The organism is Hyphomicrobiaceae bacterium, from assembly GCA_041397645.1.
GTDB lineage: Bacteria > Pseudomonadota > Alphaproteobacteria > Rhizobiales > Hyphomicrobiaceae > Hyphomicrobium_B.
In genome coordinates, this window is record JAWKWE010000004.1 from 136,992 (window position 1) to 161,700 (window position 24,709).

The following is a 24,709-nucleotide window of genomic DNA, read 5'->3' on the forward strand; positions in this document are numbered from 1 at the left end:
CGGCTTTCGCGCGGGCAATTACCGTCAACTGCAAAGGCGGCTCAAGTCCTCGTTGGCCTTTAGTGTGCGCGTGGGGCGAGAAAAGCCTTTCCGGAAACTCAAAAAGGCGGCTCCCCAAACAGCGCGACGGCCGGCATAGCGCCAGCCGTCCAAGCATTCAACCCTGCGAAGCCCAGCGCATCAAGGCCGGGATCAATACGTCGTCACCCAGCAATCGGTGTAACCCTGGGTCTTAAGCTGGGAACAAACCGCACTTGCCTGTTCACGCGAGCCAGGAGGTCCGACGACAAGGCGGTGATAGCTGCCCTTGGCGCCAAGGTTCGCTTCCGCAACGTCAGGCGTCTTGCCCGACAGTACGCTGGCGTACTTCTGCTGCATGTCGGCAAAGCGCTTCAGCGCGTCCATACGGCTGGAGCTGGAACGCGGCACAGAAGCTAGAACGGCGACGAAGCCGCTGCCGGTGGTAGCGACAGAGGTCGAACCGGCTGTGGGAGCCGGTCTGGTCGTCGTTGTCTTTTTTACTGTCGGCTTCGGAGCAGGTTCCGCTGCGGCTTCCGGCTCGATGCTGCCTGTAGGCTCGGGAGCCGGAGGCGCAACCTTGGCGACCGTTACCGGCTTCTGCGCGGGCGGCGGCGCATTGATCGTGCGCGGCACTGTTGCCTGCCGCGCGGTGCCGAGGCCATCGACGATCGTCAGGCCCGGAACGTTCACGGCGGCTGAGGGAGCTGCGGCGGGCTCTTCGGGTGCCGGCGCCTGAATGCTGCCATCGCGACCGACGACCAGCGTCGAGACCTTTCGCGTGCCATTGGCGTCGATGTCGCCAGATGTTTCGGCTGCCGCCGCACTTGTCGAACCATCGCCGAGGCGGCCCATAATCTTGCTATCGGTGTGCGCAAACTGCTTGCCGCCACCGTCAGCCGGTTTGAATTTGGAAGGCTCCGCAGCGCTCTTGATGACGGGCGGATCACCCGCCGAAGAGCCACCTAACAGCGCCTTGTAGCCATAGGTCATGCCGCCGCCAAACAGGATGGCGCCGACCAGAACCGCTGCCATCATCATGGGACGACGGGCGCGAGAAGGGGCTTCCTCCTCGTAGTCTTCCTCCTCGTCGACATAGCTCTGGTCAAGTTCACCACCAGCGGGCTGGGCAAATCCCAAATCGGCGCCCGACTGATGGTTGGCATAATCGGCGTTCGGCTGGCCGTATCCTTGGTCGTACCCTTCCGCCGCGTAGCCGCCACCATGCTCGGCGCCGTAGCCGGCATTGTCTGCCCACTCGTTCGCCTGCTGGGGCGCGTACTGCTGTTCTGCACCGAAATGGGGCTCGTGTGCGTACTGCGGGTCTTGCGCGTAAAGCGCTTCTTGCGGGTAGGACGTCTCATGGCCCCCATAGGCTGGCTGATGGGAGGGGCTATAGGTTCCTAGATCGAAGCTGCGCGGGTCAGCCTGCTGAGGAGCGCCCCACGCAGGATTCGCGGGCTGGCCGTAGGCCTGCGAAAGCTGAGGCTCAATATGGGGCGCTGCAGCACGCCCCTGCGTCTGCGGTGCAAAATCGTAGCCCTGGGGAGGATACCCCTGGCTGTTTGGCACCTGAGTGTTGTGCACGCCGCGTTGCGCTTGAGGCGCAGGCTGCTGGGCGCGGGGTGCCATTGCGGAGGCTAACGGTTCAAATTGCGGCGCGTAGGACTGCGCTGCGGCACGGCCGCCCGTCGTCGGCGTGGCGCTGAAAGCTGGATAGTCGGGCTCGCCGTAACCACCGCCGTAAGGCTGCTGATAGGCGGCGTTATTCGCTGCCTGCGGCGCGTGCGCCGATGGCTGGCCGTAGCCTTGCTGTCCGTAGGACGAATTTTGAGGCGCATAACCGGCGTTCTGATAACCGGGCGACTGTGGAGGAGCTGGCAGTTGTCCACCTTGCGGTACGCGTCCACCGGCGCCCTGCGAAGATTGGCCCCACTGGCTCTGATTTTGCGATGGCGCGGCAGGGCGTGCGAATTGCTGACCCTGCTTACCGTGCACCGGAGACATATGGCTCACCCCTCGAAACTGGAACCCGCGGAAACCCCTTCCCTGGTCCTACGAATCGCGAGTCTAGCGCATCGCATCGGGTGCCTCGACGCCGAGGACCTTAAGACCTGAGTTTATCACCTGCTTTGTCGCGGCAACGAGCGCCAAACGCGCTTGTGTCGCAACCCCGTCATTTGCCTGGATAAATCGCAAATGTGGCGAATCATTGCCTCGCGTCCACAGACCGTGGAACGCGCTTGCTACATCATAAAGATAGAAGGCCACCCGGTGCGGTTCGTGAGCCTTGGCGGCGCCTTCTAGCTTGACGGGAAATTCCGCTAGTTTGCGGATCAGGTCCACCTCGGCGGCATCCAATAGGAGCGAGAGGTTTGTTTTTGCAAGCGTTTCCACTGACGTGTCCAACGACGGCATCTGCTCCTTGACGTTGCGGAACACACTGGCCGCACGCGCATGGGCGTACTGGACGTAGAACACCGGATTGTCCTTCGACTGCTCCGTCACTTTGGCGAAATCGAAGTCCAGCTCCTCCTGGTTCTTGCGGTAGAGCATCATGAAGCGGACCGGATCTCGCCCCACCTCATCGACGACGTCGCGCAGTGTCACGAACGTGCCTGCCCGCTTCGACATCTTGAACGGCTCGCCGTTCTTGAACAGCTTGACCAGACTGACGACCTTGATGTCGAAATCGGCCTTGTTATCCGACAACGCCGCAACGGCAGACTTCATCCGGCTGATGTAGCCGATGTGGTCGGCGCCAAAGACATTGATGAGATGCAGAAAGCCGCGCTGCAGCTTGTCCCAGTGATAGGCAATATCGCCCGCGAAATAAGTGTAGCTACCGTCCGACTTCTGGATGGCCCGGTCCTCGTCGTCACCGAAGGCGGTGGACTTGAAGAGGGTTTGCTCGCGGTCCTCCCACTCTTCGTCGTCGTGCCCTTTGGGCTTCTCCAACCGCCCTTCGTAGACGAGTCCCTTCGCCCGCAATTCGTCGAGGGCCACCTTGATCTTGTCGGTCCCTGCCTGAGTGAGCGAGGCTTCAGAGAAGAAAACGTTATGGCGGATGTTGAGGGCGGCGAGATCGTCGCGGATTACCTCCATCATCATGCCGATTGCGAAGGCGCGCACCAGCGGAAGCCACTCGTTCTCCGGCATTGAAAGGAGCTTCTTGCCGTATTCGTTCGCGAGAGCCTGACCGACGGGAACGAGATATTCCCCCGGATAGAAGCCCTCAGGGATTGCACCGATGTCCTCGCCCAGCGCCTCGCGATAGCGCAGGAACGCCGACTGGGCGAGCACGTTGACCTGCCCTCCGGCGTCATTGATGTAATACTCGCGGGTCACGTCGTAGCCGACAAAGCCAAGCAAATTACCCAGCGCGTCACCGAAAACAGCGCCTCGGCAATGGCCGACGTGCATTGGCCCGGTGGGATTGGCGGAGACGTACTCCAGGTTCACCTTTTCGCCATCCGACAGGCCACCGGCGCCAAACTTATCGCCTTGGGCGACGATCGCGCGAATTAACGCGTGCCAGACTTCAGGCGCGAACGTGACGTTGAGGAACCCCGGCCCGGCGATTTCCGCTTTGGCAATAGATGCATCGCTCTCAAGTTTGCTCTTGATAAGTTCCGCAATGTCGCGCGGCTTCATCTTCGCGGCCTTCGCCAGCACCATGGCGGAATTGATCGCGACATCTCCGTGAGAAGGATCACGTGGAGCGTCGGCTTGCGGCTGAGGAATTGCAAGATCGGCAGGCAGCTTGCCTTCCGACTTCAGCGCTTCGAGAGCGGCTTTCACTTTGGCTTCTACGTCGGCAAAGATGTTCATTGAGAAATCCTGGGCGGGCTCGCCCGTCTGTCAGGGGGCGCAAGGAGACTTCGGAAGCCGCGCTCCTAGCGCAGTTCCGGGGTGTTATCAAACAGGCGACGGTGCTCTGCAATGGCATAGCGGTCGGTCTGACCGGCCAGATAGTCGGCAGCCAGCCGTGCCTGATCGCGCTCGTCCAGCGTGCGCATGATCTCGATCCATTGCCGCGGCAGGGCTTCTGGGTCGCCGGAATCGTTGTAGCGGCCGAACAATTGCGTGACGATTTGCTCCGCTCCCTCCATGACCCGCAGAACGCGTTCATGATGATAGACCTTGGTGAACATGAAGGCCTTGAGGTCCGCCAGATCGCGCGACATCGCGGGGGAAAAGGCGATGGTCGCCGCATTGGCGGCGCGAATATCGTTGGGACTTTCCGGCGCGAGCACCTGAAGCCGCCGCCGGCTCTCACTCACGACGTCCGCAATCATCGCGGTAATCATGCGCCGGGTCAGCTCGTAGATCACACGGCCGCCAGCCTGCGAGCCCGCCTTCACGCGAACGGCCTCAGCCAGTGCTCCCGCTAAAGGCACCCCTTCCAGCATCTTGAACTTTAGAAGTCCTGCCCGCAGCCCATCGTCGATATCATGCGAAAGGTAGGCGATATCGTCGGAAAGGCTTGCGACCTGCGCCTCCGCACTGGCCCAGCGATCCAATTCGAGGCTGCGCCACGCTTCAACCCCGCGCACCGCCTTGGCAACGGGATCGTTGCGATCCTCAACCGGCCCGTTGTGCTTTGCCAGTCCCTCCAACATTTCCCAAGTGAGATTGAGCCCGTCGAAATCCAGATACTTGCGTTCCAGTGCGGTGACGACCCGCAGCGATTGCGCATTGTGATCGAACCCGCCGTAGCCCAGCATCGCGTTGTCGAGCGCACGTTCGCCAGCGTGTCCAAATGGCGGATGTCCTAGGTCGTGTGCCAGGGCCAACGCCTCGGCCAGGTCCTCGTCCAGCCGCAGCTGGCGCGCGATCGTGCGGGCAATCTGAGCCACCTCCAGCGTATGCGTCAGCCGAGTGCGATAGTGGTCGCCCTCATGGTAGATGAACACCTGCGTCTTGTATGTGAGACGCCGGAAGGCGGTGGCGTGCAGGATGCGATCGCGGTCACGCTGGAAGGGCGAGCGCGTGGTGCATTCGCTTTCAAGGTGCTGGCGGCCGCGCGAGGGCACAGCGCTGGCGGCGTACAAGGCGGGCCGCCGCTCGCCTGGCCTCAGCGCGGCACCGTAGTCCGCCTTTTCGGATACCGGCTTGATCTTAATCGCCATTCCGCCCTGTCTATGTCCGGCTGGGGAGGCTCAACCGATTTGACATTGGCCCCCACAGCCCTATCTACTTGATAATGCTGCCCCCACTCCTAGAGCGTGGGGCAGCAGCTGCGCAACCGCCAATGGCCCTTTCGGGTCAACGGCCAACGTCGCGAAGTAGAGAGGCCATGAGCGTTACTTTGACCGACCGCGCCGCACGGCGCATCGCCGAAATTACGGCCGTAGAGCCCGGAACGCCTTTGCTGCGCGTTTCGGTGGAGGGCGGCGGCTGCTCGGGCTTCCAGTATAAATTCGATCTCGTATCCGACAGAGCCGAAGACGATCTTGTACTCGAAAAGGCCGGAGCCACGGTGCTGATCGATCCTGTTTCGGTGCAGTACATGGAAGGCTCAGAGATCGACTTCGTCGACGATCTCATAGGTTCTGCCTTCAAGATCAACAATCCGGTCGCCACTGCTTCGTGCGGATGCGGTACCAGCTTCTCGATCTGAAGACGCGACGGGCTCTCTATTGAACACGTGTTGAGGTTCCATGCCTCGTGTCACCTTTGGCAGCGCCATCCAGAGACACGTCGCAATTGCGGAAACGGTAGTCGCAGGCGGCGATGTGCGGACGGCTCTCGACGAGGTATTCAACAACAACCCGCGCGCCAGAAGCTATGTCCTCGATGATCAAAACGCTTTGCGCAAACACATGAACATCTTTGTCGACGGTCGCGCCATTACGGACCGCCGGACACTGAGCGATGAGACGAGTCCGACAAGCCACATCTATGTTGTGCAGGCTCTCTCGGGCGGATAAGGTCGCGCGTCAAAGCTGCGTGAGGCCCTACCGGCATGGTCCTGAAAATTCTCGTAGCCACCCGAAAGGGATTGTTCACGCTCGCCCGCAATGGCTCGGGCGCCTCGCCTTGGCAAATCGAGCGGACGGATTTTCTGGCCGATAACGTGTCGCTTGTGCTGCACGACGCCCGCTCAGGGCGTCTTTATGCGGCGCTCGATCACGGTCACTTCGGAGTCAAGCTGCATACCCGCGATGGAGACAGCGCGCCGTGGCGCGAACTGCCCGCTCCCGTCTATCCGGAAAAACCGGCGGATGCGCCGGATAAGGACATGTGGGGCAATCCGCTCCCATGGAGCACGGTTCGCGTATGGGCCTTGGAGACCGGCGCGCCATCGCAAGACGGTGTCATCTGGTGCGGCACGATTCCGGGCGGATTATTTCGTTCCGTAGATCACGGCGAGAGCTGGTCGATGATTGATTCGCTCTGGCGCCACCCGAAGCGCCAGCATTGGATGGGGGGCGGTGCCGACTTGCCTGGCTTGCATTCGATTTGCGTCGATCCGCGCGATCCCGCCACCATTCGTGTGGCCGTATCAACGGGTGGGGTGTGGGAGACGTCTGATAGCGGCGCGACCTGGCACAACGACAATACTGGTATGTGGCAGGACCACGCTCCCGAAGAAAGTCGCCTCGATCCAAACGGACAGGATGCTCATCGGCTTGTGCAATGTCGCGCCAAGCCCGACCGTATGTGGATCCAACACCACAACGGGATCTTCCGCTCCGACGATTCCGGCAAGACTTGGAATGAGTGTCTCAACGTCTCCCCATCTTCTTTCGGGTTCGCCGTAGCGGTACATCCAAACGAACCAGATACGGCATGGTTTATCCCTGAAATAAAGGACGAACGACGGATTCCCGCGAACGACCGGCTCGTCGTCACGCGTACACGCGACGGCGGGAAAACTTTCGAGGTGCTCAGCAACGGGCTACCCCAAGAGCCCACCTTTGACATCGTCTATCGGCACGCACTCGATGTCGATTCAAGCGGCGAGGCCCTGGCAATGGGCTCTACCACAGGAGGCGTTTGGATCTCGGAGAACCAGGGCGACAACTGGACGTTCGCCGCAGGTCGCTTCCCGCCCGTATACGCGGTCCGATTCATGGAGACCTGACGAGTTTTCCGCATCCTATTGCTGGAGCAGGTTTTGGTGGCATGACGCGACGCTGGCTCTTTCGCGCGCATCGTGGCATCTGATTGCCCATGAAAATCACCACCTGGAACATTAACGGCGTAAAGGCCCGGCTTGAAGGCGCGCTCACCTATCTCAAGGAGCAGCAGCCTGACGTCATCTGCCTGCAAGAAATCAAATCCGTCGATGAGGGCTTCCCGCGCCATGCCTTCGAGGACTTGGGCTACAACGTCGCCACACACGGTCAGAAGGGCTTCAACGGCGTCGCCATCCTTTCAAAGACGCCGATAGAGGATGTCCATCGCGGCCTTCATGGCGACGACGCGGATGCACATGCGCGTTGGATTGAGGCGCTCATTCCTGCTGGCAATCGTGTGGTTCGCGTCGTGTCGATCTATTTGCCGAACGGCAATCCGGTGGGCACGGAAAAGTTCGCCTACAAACTGCAATGGATGGAACGTTTCAAACGCCGCGTGCGCCATCTTTTGGCTGACGAGATCCCACTGGTGCTCGCGGGTGATCTCAACATCATTCCCGAGCCGGAAGACGCCAAACGTCCGCAAGCCTGGGTGAACGATGCATTGTTTCAACCAGAAAGCCGCGCCGCTTTTCGCGCGCTTCTTGCGCTCGGGCTAACGGATGCTGTTCGCGCAGCCCATCCCGAGCCTGGCGTCTACACGTTCTGGGATTATCAGGCCGGCGCCTTTCAGAAGAACGACGGCATCCGTATCGACCACGTCCTGTTGTCGTGCGAGGCGGCTGATCTGCTCATTTCAAGTGGGATCGACACGTTCACGCGCGGCTGGGAGAAGCCGTCCGATCATGTGCCCGTCTGGGTCGAGCTGGACATTTGATTGGGATCCAGTTTTAAGCGGCGCTCGCGCTGCCACTGCTTGTAGCGCTCCGCGCACGGCCACCGCCCAAACGCTTTACCTCAACGTGAAGCTCTGCGACCGTCTTGGGAAGCAGATCGCGAAGCGCCGCAACGTTGGCCTCGGACAATGCGATCCCTGCGCGCGCTTCGCTTTCGATCGTTCCGCACAAATCCCCAAGTGGCACCGCGCCAACATTCCGGCACAGCGACTTGAGCGCATGCGCCGCCGACGCAAGCCCGTCTGTGTCGCTCGGCTCTAGCGCTTGGTCGGCGAGCTTTTCGAGCAGGTCAGGCGCGTGCAGCTCGAACAATTCTGCGATGCGGCCGATCAGATCATCTCCGGGCATCTGAATTTCGCATATGGATTGCAGCACCGTGCTGTCAATTAGCACTCGATCCTGTTCACAGCCTTCATCGGCCTGCGCAACAGCAACCTGCGTGTGTGCGGACCCGGTCGTTTCAGGCGCGGACCGGGGGCAGAGGCGCTCAAGACAAGTGCTGATCTCGGCCAGTTTGAACGGCTTTATGATGAATTCCGTCATGCCGCACTCGCGCCACTGGCCCATCTCGGGCCCGAAAGCGTGCGCGCTGAGCCCAACGACCGGCACCTGCGGCAAGCCCTGTTCCTGCTCAAATTTGCGAATGGCGCGGGTTGCATCAAAGCCGTTCAGAACGGGCATACTTCCATCCATGAACACGAGATCGAAACGCTGCTGCCTGTATGCGTTGAGCGCGGCGTGGCCATCGCTTACGCCCGTCACCTTGACACCCAAGCGGTTCAACGCCTCAGCTAGAACCTCCTGGTTTATGGCGCTGTCATCGGCAGTGAGAACATGCAGCCCGGCAAAGCGCTTCTGAACCTGCGCACCGGCTACATTGTCCGTTCGCGCCGGCTCGGAACGCTCGGCCTTTACTGCGCGACCGGCGACAACAGCCCCGATCATTTCGCGCACATCCGACCCGGTGAAGGGAACTTCAAGCACTGCGTGGGTGTGGTCCTCGCCGGCAGCAACGTGAGGCGGAATGTGCCCAGCGCGTGCCAGCATAATGACAGCCACACCACTGCGTTCTGCGTAGGCCGCGGCCATGTTCTGCGTGCGCTCATCGCACACAACTACCCGTAACTTGCCAGGCGCTCTCGATAGACCGTCAGAATCGACGTTTTCAATAACCTCAAGACCGGTATCTTGCACCGCCCAAGCCAAGGCTGCTCTCACCGGGCCGGGTTCAAGCATGAATGCGGCAACACCGTCGAGCGCTTCGAGTTTCTCATCGGACTGAGCCTCACCGGACAGAGCAAGGGGAACCTCGAATGTGAAAGTCGCTCCATGACCGGGTTCACTTTCCAATCCCAACGTTCCGCCCATCGCATGCACAAGACGGCGGCAAATGGCTAGACCAATCCCCGTACCGCCATACCGGCGGGTCGTTGATTGCTCGGCCTGCTTGAAGGGCTCAAAAATTCCTTCCTGAGCGTCCTTGGCGATACCAACGCCGGTATCCGTCACCGAGAACCGCAACCGTGGCTCGGCGCCCGAGACAGGATCTACGCGCACAAGCACGCCACCATGCTCGGTGAATTTAATCGCGTTGCTGACCAGATTGGACAAGATCTGCATTAGACGGACCGGATCCCCCAGAACACTACGTGGCGCAGCAGGGCTGACATAGGCCGTTAGCTCCAACCCTTTTTCTCCCGCACGCTCTGCGAAAAGCCGGAGCACATCGTCGACAATTTCCTCAGGCCGGAGCGCAATGCTCTCCAATTCAAGGCGTCCGGATTCGATCTTGGAGAGATCCAGAATGTCGTTGATGACAGACAGAAGTGTTTTTCCCGACCGCACGATCACGTCGCACTGACGCTGCGCCCGGCCATCCAGATTGCCTTGCGCAAGAAGTTCCGCGGTGACAAGCATACCGTTCATGGGCGTGCGTATTTCATGGCTCATCGTTGCCAGAAATTCCGACTTCGCCCGGTTTGCAGCTTGGGCCTCCTCGACAGCCAAAGCAAGAGCGTGCGTGCGCTCCTCTACCTTGATTTCCAGCTGTTCCCTATGTCGGGCAAGCTCAACATCACGCTTCTTGATTTCGCGCATCATATCGTTGAACGCATCGACCAACTCGCCCGTCTCGTCCATGCTGGTCTTCAACACGACGCGCGAGAAATCCTTCGCATCCCGAACCTCGGCCATCGCGTGCGTCAGCTGCACGATAGGACCAGAAACCGACCGCTGCGCCCGCATCGATGCGATGAGACCGGTGACAATCGCGAGCAGCCCGGTAATCAGGCCGGCGAATAGCGTGCGTGTCAGCGTCTCATAGACTGCGGAGATGTCCGCAATCATGAAAAGCCGCCCGATGGTCCTTCCGCCGTTTCGTATCGTCGCTTGAACCGGGAGCGTACTCAGATTGAACAGACTGCGATCTGCAGTTCGGATCTGGCCGATAAGCACCCCGTTGCCGAACTGGAAACTGACCTTGCCCGAGATATCACGAACGCTGACATGCTTGATATTCGGAATTTCTCCAATGCCTTTGAGAGCGTTGGCAAGCATCCTTGTGTCGCCAGCCGCCAGCGGCTCAGACGCAGTCGCGGCGAGAGCGGCCGCAACACCTCTCAGCTCGGCGGCGCGCGCCTGAAGCTGGTGTTTGGCCTCTCGCCAAGCGCCTATGCCCGAAGCAAGCACCATCGAGGGGATGACCGCGAACAAGACGACCGCGGTCAGCTTGTTGCTTATTGATTGCTTATGCCAGTTTTTGGAAAACACGCGCGCTGAATTCCGATGGAAATAGGAACTTGTAGCCAAATTTCATTGAATTTTCATTTCAGAAGTCGCGACATCTAAGTCCTGAATTTAAGTGATGTTCAATTATTGCAGACTACAGTCTTTCCTAATCCAGGGTTGCACATCGTCCGGTCGATTTGGAGTTTAGTAATGCAGAGCCGTGTCAAAGCGGTCGAAAGAGCCATTACGGTTCTTGTCGCGGATGATGATCCAATATTCCGCCAGCTCGCTGAAAGCCGTTTGTTGCGCACGGGCTCCACAGCAGTCCTCGCAGCAGACGGAGGAGAAGCCTGGAGATTAACGCGCTCACATCCCCTCGATATGGCTATTGTCGATTTCGAGATGCCCGGCCTCGATGGTGTCGCGCTCATCCGGTGCTTGCGTAGCCACCCCGACACGCGGCATATCCCGATCATTTTGTGCACGTCGCGCGAAGACTGTTCCGCCCTTCAGGCAGCGAGCGAAGCAGGCGCGAGTTCTTTCCTCAGAAAGCCCATAAATTGGTCGTTATTTGAGCGCCACATCGAGAACTTCCTCGATTTGTGCAAGAAGTCCCAAGACGCCATGAAATCTCTGGAAGAAACACGCATTGCCATTGCGACCAAGGATGCCGAAGTTGCGAAACTCATGGGTGAATTGGACACCTTGACGCGAGCGCGCGATGCCAGCGGCGCCTTCGACACCAACATTGTTTCTCAAATCCGCGCGCGCCTTGCTAGGTTTATTGAAACTTACAAGGCGCTGAGCCCTGGATACGCTCCAGCTGCGCATATGGCTCAACAAAGTGTTCGCGCCAAATCTGCCTAAAACAATCCAACCCAAATACGTCGCATTTCGGCACAACCGCTTAGATCGGCTAAACTAGATCTGCCGAATTAATCATCTGTGTGCGGCCACGCTACTTGTTCTTAAGCGCCTCAGGCCCAAGAATTCTCGGAACAATTAGCTATTGGATTTGTTATGCGAATTTTCGCGCGAATATCGCCGATCTTGGACGATCGCGGCGTAATAGCCGTGAAATTCGCACTCGTGTTGCCGGTGCTACTTGCCGCAGTCGGATTCGCAATCGACGAGACACGCTACCTTCACCAACGCGAGGCGCTTCAACAAGCCGTCGACACCGCCGCCATGGCTGCTGCCAAGGAACTCAGCCTTTCCGACCGAAAGCGCGAAGACATATCGCAGATCGCCAATGCGCTTGTCGAAGCCTATGTGCGGGACGCGCCTTCGCGTTCGCGCGACGACATGCTGCCGGAAACGAAAACCCGCGTAACGTCCGACCCAACCGAAGTCGAGGTCACTGCGACGCTGCCGTTCCACGGCATGTTCAACAATTTCCTGGGTGTCCATTTTCCTGAGGTAGAGGCCCGCGCAATTGCCCGAGTCGTGGGACAGCCTAACATCTGCGTTCTCGGCCTGAACAGCTCCGAGCAAGGTACGATTTCGCTCGAACACAAAGCGCGAGTCACGGGCCAGGACTGCGCGGTTTACTCCAACTCCGATCATACAAACGGTCTCAAATCGAAGAACGATGCTGTCTTGTCGGCGAGCATCATTTGCACCCGCGGCGGCAAGGACGGCAAAACCGGAAACTTTTGGCCGACGCCGCTCCTCGACTGCCCGAGCTTCGATGATCCCTTGGCCGACCGGCCTGAGCCGTTTGCCGGACCGTGTGATCCCGCGGTCCCCACGCTGATCGAGTCCGATACGAGGCTGGAACCCGGAACCTATTGCGGCTTGAAGATTGCCAATGGTGCACGTGTCGATCTCGCTGATGGAATCTTCGTCTTCCGTGACGCTCCACTCATTGTCGGTGACGGATCCCAGCTATTCTCAACAGGAGCGGGCCTTTACTTCACCAACGACGCGACATTCGTTTTCGATAGTCAATCGACCATCTCTTTAGCCGCACCCAAGTCCGGCTTAATGGCTGGGCTCCTGATTTTCGGCTCACGCTCGTTGAACAGCAAACTCCAGTTCGAAATACACAGCGATGATGCGCGCGTCATGGTAGGCACGATTTACATTCCCAAAGGGGAGTTGCATATCGACGCGACGAACCCGATTGCAGACCAATCCGCCTACACCGCTATCGTGGCCGACAAGATGCGTCTATACGGTGGTCCGCACCTTGTCCTCCATACCAACTACTCCGATACCGAAGTGCCCGTGCCGGAAGGCATCCGTGGTGCCGGTCAGCCCGTGGTGCTCGCAAAATGATCCCCTTATCCAAACTTCCCCATCCTATGAACGTCCTTGTTGCGGACGACGACCCGTTGTTCTGCGCGCTCGCTAAGAACTGTCTGGTCAAGGCCGGTCATGAGGTTCGAATCGTTCCCGATGGTGCTCAGGCGCTAGAAGCACTCGCGCGCACCCGCCACCACGTGGCCGTCGTCGATCTTTCGATGCCGCAAATCGATGGATTCCGCCTGATCGCACTGATCCGGGCAACACCGGCGCTCGAAGACCTTCCGATCATCGTGCTGTCATCGCGGGGAGACGTCGCGAGCGTGGAAGAGGCGTATCGCCTGGGTGCCAACACCTTCCTCACCAAGCCGGTCGACTGGAGTGTGTTCACCTGCCATCTGAACCACGTCGTTCGGACATCAATGGCATTCGCCGAACTCAGATCCGAACTCTATGCAACCAAGCGCGAAACGGCCTGAGCCGCCGGGACTCGGCGCATTGACGTTAAGGCACGAGTGTTTTTTCTGATCGCAACAAGACTCGCGTTCAAAGTTAAACCGCGCTCGGTGGGCGACTGCGGTGACACCTCGCCTGGGTCCAACTTACTGAAAAACAAGGCATACGGCGACGTCTGCGACATACGTTAGGGTTTAGTAAAGATTTCTTAATCCTTATCGAAGACCATCAGCATCGATTGCGTTGGGATCATTGCGACCACCTCGCCCTCGCAATACCCAAATTGATGTACTAGGTTAGGGGTGAACTCGTTTGCCGCGACCACGGATGTGGCAACATCCAGGGAGAGTATTATGCGCAGACGCCTGTTTCCAGCCTTACTCGCACTGACTGCAGCTCCGGCGAATTCGCACGCTGTTGGCCTTGCGACGCAGCTGAACTGCGCCAGCGATTATTATGCTTATTGTTCCCAGCACCCGGTAGGGTCTCCCGGGGTGCGCAAGTGCATGCGCGAAAACGGTCCGCGCCTATCCAAGAGCTGCATCAGCGCCCTGATTTCCGATGGCGAGATCTCCAAAGCCCAGGTCGAGCGCACCAAAGCCAAACTGGCCTCCGACAAAGCCCAGGCGAGACAGAAGACGAAGGCCAAGATCGAGGAAGCCAAGGCTAAGACTAAGACCAAGGTCGACAAGCCCGTGGAGGCGGTTGCCGAACGCAAGGCACCTGCGAAGACCAAGCGTGAGGCCGTCGCAAAATTGACCGACGACGACACCCGCAAAGTCTCCAAGCCACAGGTCGCACCCGCGCCAAAAGTCCAGCCCGAACCCAGCGAACGTGCTACGACCAAACCCGAACTCCCGGCGCCTAAGCCCGCGGCAAGCCAAGTCGAGCCCGTGCTGACGCTCGATGAGGAGACCTACAAGGCCCTGAAGGCACGCGAGGCCTATTTCGTTGTCGAGGAAGATGACGTGACGCCTGTGGTGCGCGCAGCATCCGATTCAGCAGGAACCGACGCCAGCAACGCAACGTCTCCGGCCGACGAGGACGCCGCCGCGCAGTCTCAGAACGCCAATCCGCCCGTGTTACCAGAGAATGAAGCGAAGCCGGCTTCTGATATTATCACCCGAAGCGTGACGGTCGAAAAAGACACGTCGCCGGTAGGCACGGCCGTAGCGGAACCGCCGGCAGAAACCGCCAAGCCCGATATCGCCAAATCAGCGTCCGATCCAGCGCCCCGCGAAAGTGCCTCACGCAAGACCCAAGCCGCAAAGAAACCCGAATACCCGCCGGGTAAAATGGCCCTTGGGAGGCCGTCAACTCAGCCAAGTGTGCCTGCGGTGAAGCCAGTGCCAAGTCAGTCGCAGGCCTGGCAGGAGTTCATGAACAACCGCTTCAGCGGCGGCTTCAACTATGAAGGCATGGACGCCAGCTTTTCCCGTCGCGGCCGCTGATAATTAGGGAGCGTAGCCTTCGGATCTCAACGTTCTGACGGTGATCTCGAAGACGCCATCCGCATCGATACGAACAACGTCAACAAGAGAAGACCCAACGTCAACGCCGACGCTAGTTCTCGCGGAAGATTTAGTCCTCCATCATCTAGAGGCTTCGTGAGGAAATCTCCAAATGTCGCGCCAAACGGCCGCGTAAAGATAAACGCCAGCCAGAACAAGATCACGTCATCCAACGCTGACAGATAGTGAAGGGCTACGACGACAGCGATAGCACCGGCCGCCACTAGTGCCCCTTGGATGAAACTCAAGCCCGCATCGTCGACGAGGTAGTCGCCAAAGGCTGTGCCCAGGCTGTTGGAAAAAAGCACAGCTATCCAAAACATGATCTCGTTTTCGCGACCGACCAATGGATCGACCCGCAAGCTACCCTTTCGCGCATACCAGACGGCAAGTGTAGCCGCCAGGGCTGTTATGAGGATAGCCGATCCTCCGATGTAACCGACACCCCAAGAACGATCCATAAAGTCGGAGACTTCTGTTCCAGCCGTCGTCGTCGCAACAATCGCCGTCCAAAACAGTAGCGGATGAAAATTGCTTGAGCGAATCTGAAAGAACAAGACAGTCGCGAGAATGGCAAAGGTGATCAAAAGACCGGCGTAGTAGCCCAGCCCCAGAGTCATCGAAATGAAATCCCCAGCCGTCTCCCCCAACGTCGTGGCCAGAATTTTCATGATCCAAAATGCAAGCGTCACGTGCGCTACTTTGGATGCGGAAGGCGAGATCACTCCGTCAGGGTTCATGAATGTCCACTCCGATAGCAACAAATCATTTTCGCCGACGGAGCGGCTGAAGACCTGTCTCAAACAAAAAGAGCGGCGTGGTCGAACGCCGCGCCGCTCCCTTTGCCGGGTGCCCGGATTAACATTACTTCTTTGCGACGCAGGCTTTAGCCTTTGCATCCCATGTCATACCAGCCGTCTTGGCGCATTCGGCCTTCGTCTTCGGCGCATCGGCAGCGTTGGCTGCAACCGGAGCGGAGAGAGCAACGAGCACGCTTGCAAGCACTGCAGAACCCAGAACCTTGGAAAGCATAGTACGTCTCCTGATGATATTCGTTGGACCGGTCCGTTTGACCGGCTGGGCAAAATCTCTAACCCGGCAATAGCGACACGAATCTCGCCGCCAACATACGCTTCGGTAAGGCGGACTTTGCCTGTTAGGACATACCAAAAGTTAAGTTGTGCGCCACCATCGCGCTACAGCGAGCCGTCACTTGTTGCAGCGTCCCCAGCAGGCGTTTCGCCCTTCTGAGAACGAGTACTCCCGGGTGGATGGCACGATCGATCATCTGCCGCCCCAGGCGGTTGCTCTTAGCCGAAGCATTTAACAAACGAGGTTCGATCATGAAGTCCATCATCTCCGCAGTTGCTGCTGCTTTCCTGCTCACTTCGGGCGCAGCTTTCGCCGCCGATCAGGCACCCACGACGGCAGCTCCTGCCACCCATGCGACGAAGACGACCAAGAAGCCCCACACGGCTTCGGTCCAGAGCGAAAAGTCGAAGAAGTGCTCGGCTGAAGCCGATGCTCAGAAGCTGCACGGCAAGGAGCGCAAGGCGTTCCGCAAGAGCTGCATGGCTAAGTCCGCCTAAGGCTTCGCCTCTACAGGCTTTTGCCTAAAGGTTGCGCCGGCATGCTCTCCCAGTGGGCCGGCGCAACCTGTTGTTTCGGAAGATCTCCGACTCTCATCGCTAACATCCGGACCCGCAGCTGCATCCCCCAGCCCTCTGGGCGCCGAGAACCGCTTTTCGCGGCGCGATGACGACTTGACGAGCGACATGGTGGGTGGATTCTGCTAGATGCTGGAGGGTGATCGGTGAGCGAGATGCGAATACTTGTTATTGAAGACGACTCCCAAACTGCAAATTTCGTCCGTCAGGGCCTTGTCGACGACGGCCATAGCGTCGATGTCGCGCGTGATGGCTCGGAAGGTTTGAAACTGTCCGTCGTCAATCCTTATGACGTGTTGGTCGTCGACCGAATGCTTCCTGGTCTGGATGGCCTCTCCATCGTCAAGGAACTGCGCCGCGCCGAAGTCAATTCATCTGTGCTTTTCATCACTTCACTAGGCGGTATCGACGATAGGGTCGAAGGCCTCGAAGGCGGCGGCGACGATTATCTAGTCAAGCCATTCGCACTTGCCGAACTGAAGGCGCGCGTCAACGCCCTCGGCCGCAGGCCGGCTATCAAATCCGAAGAGACGGTTCTTCGCGTGGCCGATCTTGAGCTTCATCTAATCCGCCGCGAGGTGATCCGTGCCGGACAAACCATCGAATTGCAGCCGCGTGAATTCAAGCTGCTTGAAGTTTTAATGCGAAACAAGGGCCGCGTGCTCACACGTTCGATGCTCTTGGAGCAGGTCTGGGATTTTCACTTCGATCCCAAGACCAGCATTGTCGAGACGCACATCAGCCGGTTGCGGGCAAAGGTAGATCGCGCCTTCGACAAACCACTGATACGAACGTTGAGAGGCGCTGGTTACGCAATCAATGACTACGCATAGACTGACCCGGCGCACTGCATTTCGCGTTGCGGCCACATTTGCCGGTCTCTTCGCCGTAACGATGAGTTCTATTTTCGCAATCCTCTATCTCGTCATCAGCACAGACCTGACGAACACCCTCAAAGATCAGATTGATGACCTGCGCGAGACCTTCGTCGAAGTGGGTGCCACCGGCGGACGCAGCGGCCTTGCCGCAACTGTTGCGCGCCATGCCAACGCCACACAGCCCGACGACAACATCGTGCTTCTGACCGACCTAGACGGCAACTATCTCGCCGGAAACATTCTCGCCATTCCACGCTTCCATTCCTGGAAGACCATCGCCTGGTCCAAGCTTCCGTTTCTGCGACGCTCTACCCAGAACACAAGCAGCGATGCGGTATTGGGAAGCTGGACCAAGTTGAAGAATGGCTATCTGTTCGTTGCAGGTGGCAATGGCGACATCAAAGACGTGCAGGCGATACTTCTCGACGGCCTCGGTTGGGCCGTGGGACTTACCGCCTTCTGCGCCGTTCTCGGCGGTCTCATTCTTGGTTTAAGCGCACAACGGCGCGTCGACGCGATGGAGAGTGTTCTAGACTCATTTGCTCACGGCAACCTCTCCGTCCGGATCCGCAGAAGTGCGTCACGCGATGATCTCGACCATGTCGCCGAGCTCATCAACAGCACGCTGGACCGCCTGCAAACCCTGATCGGCAGCGTCAAACAGGTTACAACAGACATCGCCCACGACCTGCGCACGCCCATCAGCAGGATTCGCCAGAAACTCGAACTTGCGCAGCAGTCCCAATCTTCCGACCCCACGCACTATCAGGCCGCCATCGACACGGCACTCGACGACATCGATCAAGTCGTCGAAACGTTCGAAGCCCTGCTTCGCATCGCCGAAGTAAGCTCAGGAGCCCGCAAAGCCCGTTTCGTTGATGTAGACCTCAAGACAGTTCTGGATCACGTCATTGAAGCGCTCGAACCGGTCGCTGAAGATCACGAGCATCGGCTCGTATCAAAAATTGACAGATCAATACGGGCACACATCAAAGCCGATCGCCAACTATTGAATCAGCTGTTCGTCAATCTATTGGAAAACTCAATCCGTCATTGTCCATCCGGCTCCCGCATCACGATATCTCTCAATCGTTCGAATGATGACATCACCGTGCACGTTTCTGACAACGGGCCCGGCATCCCCGAAGCTGAGCGCGCCAATGTTCTGCGTCCCCTCTATCGTCTGGAAAAAAGTCGGACAACGCCAGGTAGCGGGCTGGGATTAAGCCTTGCGTCTGCGATAACCGATCTGCATGAAGGAACGCTGTCACTGCACGATAACGCACCAGGCCTCGACGTCTGCGTACGCTTCCATGCCAATGCCGCGGAAGCGAGCATCTAAGCGCGTGCGTCGCGTACGCGGCTTGGATCATTTCAGCATTGCGACCACATCGGCATGACCGAACGCGAGGGCAATATCGCTTGCTTTCTCGCGCTTTTTGTTGCGCAGCGAAAGATCGGCACCGGCAGATAGAAGTTGCTTCACGATGGCCGCGTTGCCTTCCTGGGCTGCAAACATCATCGCGGAATAGCCCATCGCATTGCGCGCGTTCACGTCGACGTTCATCGCGATGAGTTGCGCGACCACATCCGGCATGTTCGACTTGGCTGCAAGCATCAGTGCCGTATTTCCATTGTTGTTCGCTTTGTCAACTGTCCGGATGTTTTCGAGGAGGACTGGCGCGGCATCACGCACGCCCCGCGCCAACGCGCGCATGAGCGGTGTATCTCCATTCTCGTCAGCGACTTCGACGTCCGCTCCCTGGGCGACCAGATAGCGTATTGCTCCCTCATTGCCCTTGTCGGCCGCAAACCAAAGCGCCGTCTCGCCTCTCGCTGTCCTAGAGTCGAAAGCCACGCCTTGCGATCCAAGAGAACCAAGAACACGGGCGTCGCAACTTTCAGCCGCTCGCATCAAGAGCGTCTGTCCATTCATTTCCTGTCCGGCGCGCGCACCTTTGGAGACGAGGTTGGCGACCATGTCGGCGTCGCACGCGCGCGTCGCCATGTCGAGGACGGTTGCGCCAGCCGCGTCGCGCCTATTTACATCGGCCCCCATAGCGACGAGCCTGGCAACTACTGCGCCACGCTTGTTTGAGGCCGCCATCATGAGCGGCGACTCCCGTCGATTGTTCATGGCATCGACGTTCGCACCAGCGGCTGCGAGAGCCTCGACAATCGCTAAGTGCCCGGCCATGGCTGCAACAGCGAGCGCTGTGTTGCCGGCAGCGTCTTTCTGTTCCAGTTCGACCTTGGCGGCGATGAAACGCACAACCAATTTCTCCCGGCCGCGCCAAGCCGCGTCGACGAATGGAGGCATGGTGCCGTCTGCTATTGCAGAGGATGTGAGCAACTCGGGCGAAAGCTCGGAACGTGCGCCAGCCTTCTTGGCGGTCTCTGCCTGGCGTTCCGGATGGACCGCTTGATTTTCTGTAACGGTTCGTTCTTTTGCGCCGCGAGCGGTATTGATCTCCGCCAAAAGCCTGATCGCCTGTTCGTGGTGCGCGAGTGCCGCCGCATTCAGCCAGTTACGCGCGGCCGCAACATTGACGGCCGCACCTCTGCCCGACAGATACATCGTGCCGAGACTATAGGCTGCACGGATATGACCACCTTCGGCGGCGCGCTTCATCCATTTGAAGGCAAGTGCGTCGTCCTGTGCGACCCCACGCCCGGCACGATAGAGCGAAGCCAATTGATATTGTGCTTCAACGTCGCCGGCTTTGGCGCGACGCTGGAGCAGGGCGGCCGCCTTATCGAAAGCACCAGATCGCAGAGCACTATCGATCGCAGCCTCACCCGGTTGTGGTGTTGCCGATTGCGCGCGGATATCCCCCGCCGAATGGAAGATCGTGGCGACACCTAACGAAATCATCGAGGCATAAAGCTTAAGCCGTTCCATACTTCGTCTCTATCTTAACACCCATGCTCCTCAGGAAATCGGTCGGGAGTATGCCACCGGCACACACGATCACCGCATCGTTGGGCCAGACCTTCTGCTGGCCACCGCATGCGAGCACCACGCGATCCGGCAGGATCTGAGTGACCTGCGAAGAAAGCAGCACCTCAATGCGGTGCTTTCGCACCGCCACCTCAATGGCGTTACGATTTTTCGTCTTTGCTCGTGCAAAGCCATCGCCGCGATAAGACAGCGCCACGCGCGTTCCCGGTTCAGCCGCGAGGCTTAACGCAGCTTCGAGCGCGCTGTCTCCACCGCCGACGACGAGCACGCTCTTCCCCCGATATTGTACAGGGTCCACCAGACGGTAGACGACTTTCGGCAGGTCCTCGCCCGCGACGCCAAGCTTGCGCGGCGTTCCCCGGCGGCCAACGGCAAGCAGCACCGCGCGCGTCAGATAGTTGCGTTGAGTTGTCGTCAGCGAAAATCCGCCCTCGATGACGTTTACTGCCTCGACACGCTCACGCTCGCGAATTCGCAGGCCGGCATCGCGCACGACTTTGTGCAGGAAGCTCATCAGCTTTTCCTTGCTCACCTCCTTGAAGGACATCTCTCCTGCAAGCGGCAGCACAGCCGGGGCAGTCATTACCACTTTCCCGCGCGGAAAATGCGCAATCGTTCCGCCGAGCGTCTCCTGCTCCAGGGTCACAAATCGCAGTCGCCGCTCAATAGCTCCGAGACTGGCTGAAATGCCCGCCGGACCGCTTCCCACAATCACGACATCGAGAAAGCCCGCCCGGCTCGGCGGTAGCTGCGCAATTGACGCTATTGCTTGCCGGCCCTGTTCGACCGCGTTTCTGATCAGGCCCATACCGCCAAGCTCTCCGGCGATGTAGATGCCTGGAACATTTGTCGCGAAATCCGGCCCGACCGAGGGCAAATCAACACCGCGTGTCGACGTTCCAAACACGAGCGAAATGGCGCCGCGCGGACATGCTGTCTTGCACGCTCCGTGACCAATACAATTGGACGGCGCCACCAACTCAGCCTTACCGTCGATAATCCCTAGAATATCTCCCTCGGGACAAGCGTTGATGCAAGCCCTGCAGCCCACGCACAAACTCTGGTCGATGACCGGATGCAAAGATGCGGGCTCTAGCAGCCCCACCTCCTTAGCTTCGGCCAGAACCCTAAGACTTCTCACCTCAGCCCTGCGTCGCGAGAGGAGATAGCCGCCCCAAATCGCTATCAGCGGTAGCCCATAAAAGATGACAATTGGATCGACGGTCATGCTGCTATCGCACCAGCCACCAAGCTCAGTTCGCCGTCGCGCCGGGATGCGTCGTCGCATCAGACGCGGGTGCGGAAGGACTAATCGGCACAGAAGGTCTATCAGCTTGTTGTGCGACACCCGTTGGCGCGGCCTTTTCCTTGGCCAGACTCAACGCCTGCTTCAGCTCCGCGTTCTCCGGCTCAATCTGCAAGGCATGTTCATAGGCCTTCACTGCGTCCGCGGGACGTTGCGTATTAAGATACGACCAGCCCAGCATCGTCCAACCCTTGACATCATCTGGGCTGGCCTCCAGTCGCTGTACGAGGCGAGAAATCATGGTCTCGACATCTGGCAGAGACGGATTTGCCGCCGCGCCTCCTTCCCCCTCGCTCAGCGCAGCGATGGTTTGTTGTTTATCGGCAATTCGCGCGGCATAGGCCCGAAGAGAGTCTAGAGCACGCGCGCTCCTCTCCTCGTCACTCTTGTCCTCCATGCTGAAGGATGTTTCGGCACTCGCTGTCGCTGTTGTCGGGGCGTAGCGAGCCCAAGAGATTTGATCATTGCCTAGGAGAAACGTAATCGCTGACACGCTAGCGAGCATGATCATCATGCTGTTTGCGAAAACGGGACGCGCTCTCACCCATCGCAACAAAAGCTTCAGACCGTTGTTGAAACGCAGAATACTGAGAACCGCAAAGAGCGTTGCGGCAACGGAACCAAAAATCGCAAAAGTCAGATCGAATGGCATAGCGCCTCTCCCATCGCACAACAAAATGCTCAAGCTGCTCCGTCGCGCGAACGCGCGAAATCGTAAGCGGCTAGTGATGGCTCGATGCATACCCGCGTCGAAAACGCGAAGCGGCGCCGCTTATTCCCGAACCATCTCACACATGACGTTCTTGTCATTTGTTTTAGCTCACGAAAGCTTCGTCGCGCGTCACGGTCCCGCCACGATTAAAGTGCTGTCAATGAGCCGTCGAGCGCGACTGCATACCCAAATCGCAGCGAATGTTCGGCATGAATTTGAAAGCTGTCATTCGCATCACCATCGTTCAAATCGCGAGGGATGCAATTGCCAAATTCCGCTACAATGGATATCGGTGCAGATGCGATCCGTGAAGGGTTCGGAGTGTTGCCTCCGCCTCTTCCGCCCCAGCTTCAAGACTCCTGGAACGCATCACGCAAGCCGAATGCGTTACGACAAAAAGGCTTCGCGCATTATCTGAAACGCCCGTTACTGCAAGCAGGCCCGCTGCTATTCGCCGTCGGCGTCGTTGGCGCCCTCGTATACGCATGGACTGTCCGAGACGAAGGCCATTGGACTGCCGAGAACGGCCTTGGCTATGCACTTGGCATCATTGGGAGCGTAATGATGCTTGCGGTCTTTCTTTACCCGATGCGCAAGCGGTTCCCGTCCTTAGACTTCCTTGGTCGAGTGAGCTGGCTTTTTCGCCTCCACATGATCCTGGGTATCCTTGGGCCAATGCTCATCATTTTACACTGCAATTTTAGACTCGGATCGATGAATAGCCGCCTAGCGCTCTTCACTATGTTGACCGTAGTCGCAAGCGGCATCGTCGGGCGCTATCTCTACTCACAGGTGCACCGCGGCTTGTACGGGCGACGAGCCGAGGCGCGCGACATTCTCGAAGACATCGAGATTCTGAAAGACCAACTCGGTCTCGATGTTTCTGGCTCCGGCACCGTTTTTTCCGCTCTCGATCGACTGAACAATGCTGTTTCGCGGCCACGAAAATCGACACTGAGCGCTTTGACCTCTGCCGCCACGATCGGCATACGCGCACATTTCATCCAACAAAGCGTCATGCGAGACGCAACAAAAGCGATTCAGCGGAACGCTCGCAAGAACCGTTGGTCACGGCGTCGGCGGCGCGAACAGATCGCAACATTTCGTTTACATGCGAAAACCTACTTTGCCGCCGTAAAGAAGGCTGAGCGGCTTGCACTTTTCGAACGGCTCTTCGCGCTTTGGCACATCCTGCATATGCCGCTGTTCATTATGCTGGTCATGTCGGTTATCTTCCACATCGTTGCCGTTCACCGATACTGATGACGCCCTGGCTACCGCGATGCGATCCGTCCGCTTAGTCCTGGTAATCAGCATGGCAATAGCCTTGTTGGCCACGTGCGCCGCCAGGGCCGAGAGCCTGTTTGAGAAGCTGGTCACGCCTGGCGATGTCATCGAAGGTCATGCCAAGTTCGAAAACAAGTGCGAGAGCTGCCACGAGTCCTTTTCCAAAGAAGGCCAACGACGGCTCTGCCTCGATTGTCACAAGGACATCGCCAAAGACATCAGCGCAAGGACGGGTCTTCATGGCAAGCGACCGGACATTGGGAAAGTCGAGTGCAAGCACTGCCATACGGATCACAAGGGCCGCAAGGCTGACATCCTCCAATTCGACCCGCAAACATTCAATCACAAGTTCACCGACTTTGAGCTGATTGGCGCGCACAAAACCGTGCAATGCGATAGTTGCCACTCCCGCGAGAAGAAGTATCGCTCAGCGCCCCTGACCTGCATTGGCTGTCATAAAAAGGATGATCGGCACAAAGGCGCGCTAGGGGACAAGTGCGCCGGATGCCATAATGAACAAAGCTGGGCAAAGCAAAAAACTTTCGATCACGCAAAGACGCATTTTCCACTGGAAGGCGCGCACAAGAACGTCAAATGTGCGACTTGCCACGTAGGCGAACGTTACAAGGATCTGCCGCGAGCGTGCATTTCCTGTCACCGCGTCGACGACGTGCACCAGGGCCGCTATGGCGAAAAGTGCGAACGCTGCCACGGCTCTTCTAAGTGGTCGACGGTGCGTTTCGATCATGAGAGGACCAAGTTTCCACTCAAAGGCGGACATCAGAAAGTCAAATGCGACAAGTGCCACACCGGCGACCTGTTCAAACAGAAGCTGTCTATCGAATGCGGTGCTTGTCACAAGAAGAACGATCCCCACAAGGGGCAGTTGGGTGAACGCTGTGCGCGCTGTCACACCGAAGCCGGATGGCGCAAGAAAGTCGAATTCGACCATGACCT

The 24,709-nt window shown here is 58.5% G+C and carries 23 protein-coding genes; 12 read left to right on the forward strand and 11 right to left on the reverse strand.

From position 1 onward, the window contains the following. Positions 1-192 precede the first annotated feature (192 nt). The 3 genes from R3D51_00725 to R3D51_00735 form a co-directional block, all read right to left on the reverse strand. Entirely contained in the window at positions 193-2,025 is a 1,833-nt protein-coding gene (locus R3D51_00725; protein ID MEZ5897993.1) for an SPOR domain-containing protein, read from the reverse strand. Positions 2,026-2,088: 63 nt separating this feature from the next. Further along, the gene (gene argS / locus R3D51_00730; protein MEZ5897994.1) at positions 2,089-3,849 is read right to left on the reverse strand and encodes an arginine--tRNA ligase; all 1,761 of its coding nucleotides are present in this window, start codon (positions 3,847-3,849) and stop codon (positions 2,089-2,091) included. Positions 3,850-3,914: 65 nt separating this feature from the next. Next, positions 3,915-5,150, reverse strand: a complete 1,236-nt coding sequence (locus tag R3D51_00735; GenBank protein MEZ5897995.1) for a deoxyguanosinetriphosphate triphosphohydrolase — start codon at positions 5,148-5,150, stop codon at positions 3,915-3,917. Between the two features lie 167 nt (positions 5,151-5,317). On the opposite strand from R3D51_00735, the gene erpA reads away from it, so the two are divergent. From erpA to xth, 4 genes are all read left to right on the forward strand, one after another. Then, positions 5,318-5,641 carry an iron-sulfur cluster insertion protein ErpA gene (erpA, locus tag R3D51_00740; GenBank protein ID MEZ5897996.1) on the forward strand — a complete coding sequence of 108 codons (324 nt, stop codon included), beginning with the start codon at positions 5,318-5,320 and terminating at the stop codon, positions 5,639-5,641. A gap of 40 nt (positions 5,642-5,681) precedes the next feature. Beyond that, the gene (locus tag R3D51_00745) at positions 5,682-5,951 is read left to right on the forward strand and encodes a hypothetical protein (GenBank protein MEZ5897997.1); all 270 of its coding nucleotides are present in this window, start codon (positions 5,682-5,684) and stop codon (positions 5,949-5,951) included. Positions 5,952-5,986: 35 nt separating this feature from the next. Continuing rightward, positions 5,987-7,108 carry a hypothetical protein gene (locus R3D51_00750; GenBank protein ID MEZ5897998.1) on the forward strand — a complete coding sequence of 374 codons (1,122 nt, stop codon included), beginning with the start codon at positions 5,987-5,989 and terminating at the stop codon, positions 7,106-7,108. An 89-nt stretch (positions 7,109-7,197) separates the two neighbouring features. Beyond that, entirely contained in the window at positions 7,198-7,980 is a 783-nt protein-coding gene (xth, locus tag R3D51_00755; protein ID MEZ5897999.1) for an exodeoxyribonuclease III, read from the forward strand. Positions 7,981-7,993: 13 nt separating this feature from the next. Here the strand turns inward: xth and R3D51_00760 are convergent, their stop codons facing one another. After that, positions 7,994-10,768: an ATP-binding protein gene (locus tag R3D51_00760; protein ID MEZ5898000.1), complete on the reverse strand. Its 2,775-nt coding sequence runs from the start codon at positions 10,766-10,768 to the stop codon at positions 7,994-7,996. Positions 10,769-10,936: 168 nt separating this feature from the next. Between R3D51_00760 and R3D51_00765 the strand changes: the two genes are divergently transcribed. The 4 genes from R3D51_00765 to R3D51_00780 all read left to right on the forward strand — a co-directional run bounded on the left by R3D51_00765 (position 10,937) and on the right by R3D51_00780 (position 14,880). Further along, positions 10,937-11,593: a response regulator gene (locus R3D51_00765; GenBank protein ID MEZ5898001.1), complete on the forward strand. Its 657-nt coding sequence runs from the start codon at positions 10,937-10,939 to the stop codon at positions 11,591-11,593. Positions 11,594-11,800: 207 nt separating this feature from the next. Continuing rightward, the gene (locus R3D51_00770) at positions 11,801-13,006 is read left to right on the forward strand and encodes a TadE/TadG family type IV pilus assembly protein (GenBank protein MEZ5898002.1); all 1,206 of its coding nucleotides are present in this window, start codon (positions 11,801-11,803) and stop codon (positions 13,004-13,006) included. Continuing rightward, a complete protein-coding gene (locus R3D51_00775) occupies positions 13,003-13,452 on the forward strand; it encodes a response regulator (GenBank protein MEZ5898003.1) in 450 nt (149 codons plus the stop codon). The genes R3D51_00770 and R3D51_00775 overlap by 4 nt, the downstream gene beginning before the upstream one ends. A gap of 483 nt (positions 13,453-13,935) precedes the next feature. Beyond that, positions 13,936-14,880: a hypothetical protein gene (locus R3D51_00780; protein ID MEZ5898004.1), complete on the forward strand. Its 945-nt coding sequence runs from the start codon at positions 13,936-13,938 to the stop codon at positions 14,878-14,880. Positions 14,881-14,906: 26 nt separating this feature from the next. On the opposite strand, the gene R3D51_00785 is transcribed toward R3D51_00780, so the two are convergent. After that, positions 14,907-15,680, reverse strand: a complete 774-nt coding sequence (locus tag R3D51_00785) for a hypothetical protein (protein MEZ5898005.1) — start codon at positions 15,678-15,680, stop codon at positions 14,907-14,909. A 124-nt stretch (positions 15,681-15,804) separates the two neighbouring features. Continuing rightward, the gene (locus tag R3D51_00790) at positions 15,805-15,972 is read right to left on the reverse strand and encodes a hypothetical protein (GenBank protein ID MEZ5898006.1); all 168 of its coding nucleotides are present in this window, start codon (positions 15,970-15,972) and stop codon (positions 15,805-15,807) included. 311 nt (positions 15,973-16,283) lie between these two features. On the opposite strand from R3D51_00790, the gene R3D51_00795 reads away from it, so the two are divergent. The 3 genes from R3D51_00795 (at position 16,284) to R3D51_00805 (ending at position 18,827) form a co-directional block, all read left to right on the forward strand. Beyond that, complete coding sequence (locus tag R3D51_00795; protein MEZ5898007.1) at positions 16,284-16,529, forward strand: PsiF family protein; 246 nt, start codon at positions 16,284-16,286, stop codon at positions 16,527-16,529. A 233-nt stretch (positions 16,530-16,762) separates the two neighbouring features. Continuing rightward, positions 16,763-17,440 (forward strand): response regulator transcription factor, encoded by a 678-nt coding sequence (locus R3D51_00800; GenBank protein MEZ5898008.1) that lies wholly within the window; start codon positions 16,763-16,765, stop codon positions 17,438-17,440. Beyond that, positions 17,427-18,827 carry a HAMP domain-containing sensor histidine kinase gene (locus tag R3D51_00805; protein ID MEZ5898009.1) on the forward strand — a complete coding sequence of 467 codons (1,401 nt, stop codon included), beginning with the start codon at positions 17,427-17,429 and terminating at the stop codon, positions 18,825-18,827. The genes R3D51_00800 and R3D51_00805 overlap by 14 nt, the downstream gene beginning before the upstream one ends. 27 nt (positions 18,828-18,854) lie before the next feature. On the opposite strand, the gene R3D51_00810 is transcribed toward R3D51_00805, so the two are convergent. Genes R3D51_00810 through R3D51_00820 form a run of 3 tightly spaced genes read right to left on the reverse strand, consistent with a single transcriptional unit; the run spans position 18,855 to position 22,405 of the window. Next, positions 18,855-20,387 (reverse strand): ankyrin repeat domain-containing protein, encoded by a 1,533-nt coding sequence (locus tag R3D51_00810; GenBank protein ID MEZ5898010.1) that lies wholly within the window; start codon positions 20,385-20,387, stop codon positions 18,855-18,857. Next, the gene (locus R3D51_00815; protein ID MEZ5898011.1) at positions 20,374-21,675 is read right to left on the reverse strand and encodes an NAD(P)-binding domain-containing protein; all 1,302 of its coding nucleotides are present in this window, start codon (positions 21,673-21,675) and stop codon (positions 20,374-20,376) included. The genes R3D51_00810 and R3D51_00815 overlap by 14 nt, the downstream gene beginning before the upstream one ends. A 25-nt stretch (positions 21,676-21,700) precedes the next feature. Then, positions 21,701-22,405, reverse strand: a complete 705-nt coding sequence (locus tag R3D51_00820; GenBank protein ID MEZ5898012.1) for a tetratricopeptide repeat protein — start codon at positions 22,403-22,405, stop codon at positions 21,701-21,703. Positions 22,406-22,747: 342 nt separating this feature from the next. Here R3D51_00820 and R3D51_00825 point away from each other — a divergent pair, with 342 nt between their 5' ends. Continuing rightward, entirely contained in the window at positions 22,748-23,728 is a 981-nt protein-coding gene (locus R3D51_00825; GenBank protein MEZ5898013.1) for a pyridine nucleotide-disulfide oxidoreductase, read from the forward strand. A gap of 34 nt (positions 23,729-23,762) precedes the next feature. Here R3D51_00825 and R3D51_00830 read toward each other — a convergent pair whose 3' ends face one another. Beyond that, positions 23,763-24,158 carry a hypothetical protein gene (locus R3D51_00830; protein MEZ5898014.1) on the reverse strand — a complete coding sequence of 132 codons (396 nt, stop codon included), beginning with the start codon at positions 24,156-24,158 and terminating at the stop codon, positions 23,763-23,765. Between the two features lie 78 nt (positions 24,159-24,236). Beyond that, positions 24,237-24,704 (reverse strand): hypothetical protein, encoded by a 468-nt coding sequence (locus R3D51_00835; protein MEZ5898015.1) that lies wholly within the window; start codon positions 24,702-24,704, stop codon positions 24,237-24,239. Positions 24,705-24,709: the final 5 nt, after the last annotated feature.

What these genes read in the sequence shown, in the direction of transcription:
- R3D51_00795 (MEZ5898007.1), top strand. Translation starts at nt 16,284, where the DNA reads ATGAAGTCCATCATCTCCGCAGTTGCTGCTGCTTTCCTGCTCACTTCG.
- R3D51_00810 (MEZ5898010.1), bottom strand. Translation starts at nt 20,387, where the DNA reads ATGGAACGGCTTAAGCTTTATGCCTCGATGATTTCGTTAGGTGTCGCC.
- R3D51_00775 (MEZ5898003.1), top strand. Translation starts at nt 13,003, where the DNA reads ATGATCCCCTTATCCAAACTTCCCCATCCTATGAACGTCCTTGTTGCG.
- R3D51_00815 (MEZ5898011.1), bottom strand. Translation starts at nt 21,675, where the DNA reads ATGACCGTCGATCCAATTGTCATCTTTTATGGGCTACCGCTGATAGCG.
- R3D51_00825 (MEZ5898013.1), top strand. Translation starts at nt 22,748, where the DNA reads ATGGATATCGGTGCAGATGCGATCCGTGAAGGGTTCGGAGTGTTGCCT.
- R3D51_00790 (MEZ5898006.1), bottom strand. Translation starts at nt 15,972, where the DNA reads ATGCTTTCCAAGGTTCTGGGTTCTGCAGTGCTTGCAAGCGTGCTCGTT.
- R3D51_00735 (MEZ5897995.1), bottom strand. Translation starts at nt 5,150, where the DNA reads ATGGCGATTAAGATCAAGCCGGTATCCGAAAAGGCGGACTACGGTGCC.
- R3D51_00820 (MEZ5898012.1), bottom strand. Translation starts at nt 22,405, where the DNA reads ATGCCATTCGATCTGACTTTTGCGATTTTTGGTTCCGTTGCCGCAACG.
- R3D51_00800 (MEZ5898008.1), top strand. Translation starts at nt 16,763, where the DNA reads ATGCGAATACTTGTTATTGAAGACGACTCCCAAACTGCAAATTTCGTC.
- R3D51_00805 (MEZ5898009.1), top strand. Translation starts at nt 17,427, where the DNA reads ATGACTACGCATAGACTGACCCGGCGCACTGCATTTCGCGTTGCGGCC.
- R3D51_00725 (MEZ5897993.1), bottom strand. Translation starts at nt 2,025, where the DNA reads ATGTCTCCGGTGCACGGTAAGCAGGGTCAGCAATTCGCACGCCCTGCC.
- R3D51_00785 (MEZ5898005.1), bottom strand. Translation starts at nt 15,680, where the DNA reads ATGAACCCTGACGGAGTGATCTCGCCTTCCGCATCCAAAGTAGCGCAC.
- erpA (MEZ5897996.1), top strand. Translation starts at nt 5,318, where the DNA reads ATGAGCGTTACTTTGACCGACCGCGCCGCACGGCGCATCGCCGAAATT.
- xth (MEZ5897999.1), top strand. Translation starts at nt 7,198, where the DNA reads ATGAAAATCACCACCTGGAACATTAACGGCGTAAAGGCCCGGCTTGAA.
- R3D51_00765 (MEZ5898001.1), top strand. Translation starts at nt 10,937, where the DNA reads ATGCAGAGCCGTGTCAAAGCGGTCGAAAGAGCCATTACGGTTCTTGTC.
- R3D51_00750 (MEZ5897998.1), top strand. Translation starts at nt 5,987, where the DNA reads ATGGTCCTGAAAATTCTCGTAGCCACCCGAAAGGGATTGTTCACGCTC.
- argS (MEZ5897994.1), bottom strand. Translation starts at nt 3,849, where the DNA reads ATGAACATCTTTGCCGACGTAGAAGCCAAAGTGAAAGCCGCTCTCGAA.
- R3D51_00780 (MEZ5898004.1), top strand. Translation starts at nt 13,936, where the DNA reads ATGCGCGAAAACGGTCCGCGCCTATCCAAGAGCTGCATCAGCGCCCTG.
- R3D51_00745 (MEZ5897997.1), top strand. Translation starts at nt 5,682, where the DNA reads ATGCCTCGTGTCACCTTTGGCAGCGCCATCCAGAGACACGTCGCAATT.
- R3D51_00835 (MEZ5898015.1), bottom strand. Translation starts at nt 24,704, where the DNA reads ATGGTCGAATTCGACTTTCTTGCGCCATCCGGCTTCGGTGTGACAGCG.